The organism is Polaromonas sp. P1_E1_2 (assembly GCF_056406035.1).
In genome coordinates, this window is sequence record NZ_JBFUAZ010000327.1 from 1 (window position 1) to 4,615 (window position 4,615).

Consider the following 4,615-nt stretch of genomic DNA (forward strand, 5'->3'; position numbering starts at 1 on the left):
GGCTTCCCGGCGTCTGTTTTCTCGCTCATCCACGCATGAAAATCCTGGTCATCGGAGCCGGCGCCTGGGGCACGGCTGTAGCCGTGAGCAGCGCCTCCCGGCACGATGTCACCCTGTGGGCGCGCGATGCTGCGCTGGCCAAAGCCTTGCAGGCCAGCCGCGTCAATACCCGCTACCTGCCTGGCGTTCCCCTGCCTGCCGGCCTGCAGCTGCAAGGCGGCGATGTACCTCTGGCAGAGGCGATTCAAGGGCAGGACCTCATCATCCTTGCAACGCCCGTCTCGGCGGCGCGCAGCATGCTGCAGTCCCTGCAGCACGCCAGCGTTCCAGTGGCCTGGCTGAGCAAAGGTTTTGAGGCGCCGCTCGACTCTGCCCCTCCTTCAGCATCATTTGGCCTGATGGTCCATGAAATACGGGCGCAAGCTGCTATCAATTTAAGAGCGGGCGTGCTCAGCGGGCCCAGCTTCGCCCTCGAAGTCGCCCGCGGCCAGCCGACCGCGCTGGTGGCCGCCAGTGAACATCCCGAAGTACGCGAAGCGCTGGTGGCCGCCTTTCACAGCGCCACCCTGCGTGTTTACGCCAATGACGATGTCGTGGGGGTAGAGGTGGGCGGCGCCGTCAAGAACGTGCTGGCCATCGCCACGGGGCTTTGCGACGGATTGCAGCTGGGGCTGAACGCCCGCGCTGCGCTGATCACCCGCGGCCTGGCCGAAATGACCCGGCTGGGTGTCGCGCTGGGCGCGCGGGCCGAAACCTTCACAGGTCTTTCGGGCCTGGGCGATCTGGTATTGACGGCCACCGGCGACCTGAGCCGCAACCGCAAGGTGGGCCTGTTGCTGGCCGAGGGCAAGACGCTGGCGCAAGCGGTGGACTCGCTGGGGCACGTGGCCGAGGGCGTGTATTGCGCCCGCACCGTGGTGCAGCGCGCGGCCGGTTTGGGCATCGAGATGCCGATTGCACAAAGCGTGGTGGCCTTGCTGGACGGCAAGCTCAGGCCGGCTGAGGCTGTGGCGGCGCTGATGGGGCGCGATCCGACTGCTGAACTGGCCTGACCACGCGATCAATTTTTCCAGTTCCCGTTTTTGCTATCGAATTAATAGCTGCTTGCGCTGGTCCCTATTGGTCTAAATCCCTAAAGCATCATTAATCCGCGAAGCAGGGGCCGACCTACTTTCGCAAATGCAGCGTCACCAGCAGCGATGCATCCTGCACGGCAGTCAGGCCGTGTTCCACGCCGCCCGCAAGCCACAGCAGCTGGCCTGCCTTCATGCGCTGGGTTTGCCCCTCTGCCGTGAAGGCCACTTCACCTTCCAGGCATTGCACGGTGATTTCGCCCTTGACCCGGTGCGAGGGCACCAGCTTGCCGGCCGGCACGATGAGGCGCATGACTTCCAGCTCATCGCTTTTGAACAGCGCGACGGTTCGGGCCTCCAGGAGCTTGCCCGCAAGCGGCTGGACGTCGATGAGTTGCCCGGAGGCGGCGTGGGGAATGGCCATGGTGAAACTCCTGCAAAGGTGGCGGCATGTGCCTGAACCAGCTGAAAGCGTTATACCCCAAGGCCCGCCTGGGCCCTAGACCACCTTGTTGTACGCCAGGAAGATGTCGTCGCGAACCCAACCCAGGGACTCATACAGCGCCTGCGCGGTGTGGTTGGTCCTGGCGGTGGTGAGGTCCAGCCGCGCAAAGCCGTGCTGTTTTGCGTGCACGTGGGCGGCCTGCATCAGCGCGCGGCCGGCGCCGCTCTTGCGTGATGCGGGCGCAACATACAGGTCATACAGCGTGTAGATGGGCTGGGCGATCACTGAGCAGAAACCGGGATACAGCTGGCAGAAGCCGGCGAGCGCGCCGGTGCCGGGCGCACCTTCCGGCTCGGCCACCAGGATGACCGATTCGCGGTTTCGCATCCGGTTGCCGATGAAGTCCAGCGCCAGCGCGGCATCGGCGGGCTGTTCGTAAAACTGGCGGTAGGCGTCAAACAGCGCAGCCACGGCAGGCTGGTCGTCCAAAGTGGCAAGGCGTACGGAAGGGGTGTTCATGTTGAGCTGTTAAAAAAGCCAAAAGATCCGCCGTCAGGTGGCGAACCGGTTTTGTTAGAGAAAAATGGCTGCAGCYCAGGCGGKKCGAGCGCAAGCAGCTATCAAAAATGGAGCAACGTGGCAGCCCGCCGGGTTGCCTCCGGCGGTGGCCGGGGTTGGCCGGGGTTTGGCCCGTGCCTAGATTTCCAGGTTGTCAATCAACCGGGTGCTGCCCAGCTTGGCCGCACCCAGCACCACCAGCGGCACATCGGCCAGCGGGCCTTGCGGTGCCAGCAGGTCGGCGCGGCGGCGCACGGTGAGGTAGTCGGGCTTCCAGCCGCGCCGGGCCAGCGCCTGCATGGCCTGCGCTTCCAGGGCTGGCAGGTCAGGCGTGCCGCTGGCGCGGGCGGCCTCGCCCAATGCGCGTATCGCTTTGGACAGCTCCACCGCTTCGGCGCGCTGGGTGGCGTTCAGGTAGCCGTTGCGTGACGACAGCGCCAGGCCGTCTTCGGCGCGCTGGGTTTCACCGGCCAGGATCTCGATCGGCAACGCAAACTGCTGCACCATGCGCCGCACCACCATCACCTGCTGGTAATCCTTCTTGCCGAAAGCCGCCACGCCCGTGGGCATGCCGGCAAACACGCAGGAAAACAGCTTGAGCACCACGGTGCTCACACCGATGAAAAAACCGGGCCTGAAGTGGCCTTCAAGGATGTCGCTCAAGTCGGTGGCCGGATGCACCTTGTAGCTTTGCGGCTCGGGGTAAAGGTGTTTTTCCAGCGGGGCAAACAGCACGTTGCAGCCGGCCTCTTTCAGGCGCTCGGCATCGGCGTCCAGCGTGGGTAGCTGTCGAAGTCTTCATGCGGCGCGAACTGCAGGCGGTTCACGAAGATGCTGGAGACGCTCACGTCGCCCAGCGGCTTGGCCTGCTTGACGAGCGCGATGTGGCCGTCGTGCAGATTGCCCATGGTGGGCACGAAGGAAGGGCGTTTGAACGGGCTGAGGGCCTCGCGCAGCTCCGGGATGGTGTGGACGATCTGCATCTTGTCTCCTGAAAGGGGCGCGTGGGGCTACCAGGCGTGGGTGGCGTTCACCGGAAAGCTGCCGTCTTTCACGGCGCGTACATAGGCTTCCATGGCGCCGCGCACACTGGCGGTCTTGTTGTCCGGGCCTTCCATGAAGTTGCGTACAAACTTCGGCATCTTGCCCAGGTTCATGCCCAGCATGTCGTGAAGCACCAGCACCTGGCCGGCAGTGCCGTTGCCCGCACCAATGCCGATGGTGGCGCAATGCGTGAGCTCCTGAGTGAGCGTGGCCGACAGGGCTGCGGGCACCATTTCCAGCACCATCATGGCGGCGCCTGCGTCCTGCAGCTCGCGCGCGTGGCGCGTCATCGCGGCAGCGGCTTCGTCTCCCTTGCCCTGCACGCGGTAGCCGCCCAGCGCGTGCACGGTTTGCGGTGTCAGCCCCAGGTGGGCGCAGACCGGGATGCCGCGCTCGACCAGAAAACGCGTCGTCTCGGCCGTCCAGCCGCCGCCTTCGAGCTTGACCATGTGGGCGCCGGCCTGCATCAGCACCGCGGCACTGCGCAGCGCCTGCTCTTTGGACTCGTGGTAACTGCCAAACGGCAAATCGCCGATCAGCCAGGCCGTGGCCTGCGAGCGGCGCAGGCCGTTGGCCACGCATTCGGTGTGGTGGCGCATGGTCTCCAGGGTCACGCCGACGGTGCTGGTCAGGCCCTGGCAGACCATGCCCAGCGAGTCGCCCACCAGGATGCATTCCACGCCCGCCGCATCGGCCACGGCGGCAAAGGTGGCGTCGTAGGCGGTCAGCATGGTGATCTTTTCGCCATGCGCCTGCATTTCGCGCAGGCGCGGCAGGCTGACCGGCTTGCGCGCAGGCGGCGTGGCAGGCGTAGACGAAGGCGGCAGCGTGCCGTAGGGCGTGACGGAAGTATTGGCAGGTGTCGTCATGGGGCAGGTCCGGAATTTAGCGAGAGTCTAACCAGCTTCGCCGTGCTTTTTTGCCGGCGGTTTAGAGAGGCCGGACAAAGGCCGGGAAACGGATGGTTTCGCGAACGAATTAGCGCACTTCGGGCGCAGACCGGCTCATGCCCAGGCGTTCCAGCAGCTTTACATCGGCGTCGGTATCGGGGTTGCCGGTGGTCAGCAGCTTGTCGCCGTAAAAAATTGAATTGGCGCCGGCCAGGAAGCACAGCGCCTGCACGCCGTCACCCATCTGCTGGCGGCCGGCCGACAGGCGCACACGTGCGGTCGGCATGGTGATGCGGGCCACGGCAATCGTGCGCACGAATTCAAACGGGTCCAGGTCGGCCTGGTTGGCCAGCGGCGTGCCTTCAATTTTCACCAGATTGTTGATGGGCACTGACTCGGGGTAGGGCGTGAGGTTGGCGAGTTCGGCCACCAGGCCGGCGCGCTGGCGGCGCGTCTCACCCATGCCGACGATGCCGCCGCAGCAGACCTTGACGCCGGCGCTGCGCACGCGCGCCAGTGTGTCCAGGCGGTCCTGGTAGTCGCGCGTGGTGATGATGTCGCCGTAAAAATCAGGCGCGCTGTCGAGGTTGTGGTTGTAGTAGTCC

5 protein-coding genes and 1 pseudogene are annotated in these 4,615 nt (G+C 65.2%); 1 reads left to right on the top strand and 5 read right to left on the bottom strand.

Annotated elements, in window-relative coordinates; translation table 11 throughout:
• Nucleotides 1-35: 35 nt before the first annotated feature.
• A complete protein-coding gene (locus tag AC1D1P_RS14790) occupies nt 36-1,052 on the top strand; it encodes an NAD(P)H-dependent glycerol-3-phosphate dehydrogenase (protein ID WP_477673509.1) in 1,017 nt (338 codons plus the stop codon).
• A 115-nt stretch (nt 1,053-1,167) separates the two neighbouring features.
• Here AC1D1P_RS14790 and AC1D1P_RS14795 read toward each other — a convergent pair whose 3' ends face one another.
• From AC1D1P_RS14795 to bioB, 5 genes and pseudogenes are all read right to left on the bottom strand, one after another.
• Nucleotides 1,168-1,497, bottom strand: a complete 330-nt coding sequence (locus AC1D1P_RS14795; RefSeq protein ID WP_457279628.1) for a cupin domain-containing protein — start codon at nt 1,495-1,497, stop codon at nt 1,168-1,170.
• Nucleotides 1,498-1,572: 75 nt separating this feature from the next.
• Nucleotides 1,573-2,037: an N-acetyltransferase family protein gene (locus AC1D1P_RS14800; protein WP_477666091.1), complete on the bottom strand. Its 465-nt coding sequence runs from the start codon at nt 2,035-2,037 to the stop codon at nt 1,573-1,575.
• Between the two features lie 177 nt (nt 2,038-2,214).
• Nucleotides 2,215-3,059: pseudogene (gene panC / locus AC1D1P_RS14805) on the bottom strand (pantoate--beta-alanine ligase).
• Nucleotides 3,060-3,086: 27 nt separating this feature from the next.
• Complete coding sequence (gene panB / locus AC1D1P_RS14810) at nt 3,087-3,989, bottom strand: 3-methyl-2-oxobutanoate hydroxymethyltransferase (protein ID WP_477673507.1); 903 nt, start codon at nt 3,987-3,989, stop codon at nt 3,087-3,089.
• Nucleotides 3,990-4,098: 109 nt separating this feature from the next.
• A partial coding sequence (gene bioB, locus AC1D1P_RS14815; RefSeq protein WP_477673508.1) for a biotin synthase BioB occupies nt 4,099-4,615 on the bottom strand: 517 nt, incomplete at its 5' end.

Excerpts from the sequence above, each read along its gene's own strand:
- AC1D1P_RS14800 (WP_477666091.1), bottom strand. The coding sequence starts at position 2,037 with ATGAACACCCCTTCCGTACGCCTTGCCACTTTGGACGACCAGCCTGCC.
- AC1D1P_RS14790 (WP_477673509.1), top strand. The coding sequence starts at position 36 with ATGAAAATCCTGGTCATCGGAGCCGGCGCCTGGGGCACGGCTGTAGCC.
- panB (WP_477673507.1), bottom strand. The coding sequence starts at position 3,989 with ATGACGACACCTGCCAATACTTCCGTCACGCCCTACGGCACGCTGCCG.
- AC1D1P_RS14795 (WP_457279628.1), bottom strand. The coding sequence starts at position 1,497 with ATGGCCATTCCCCACGCCGCCTCCGGGCAACTCATCGACGTCCAGCCG.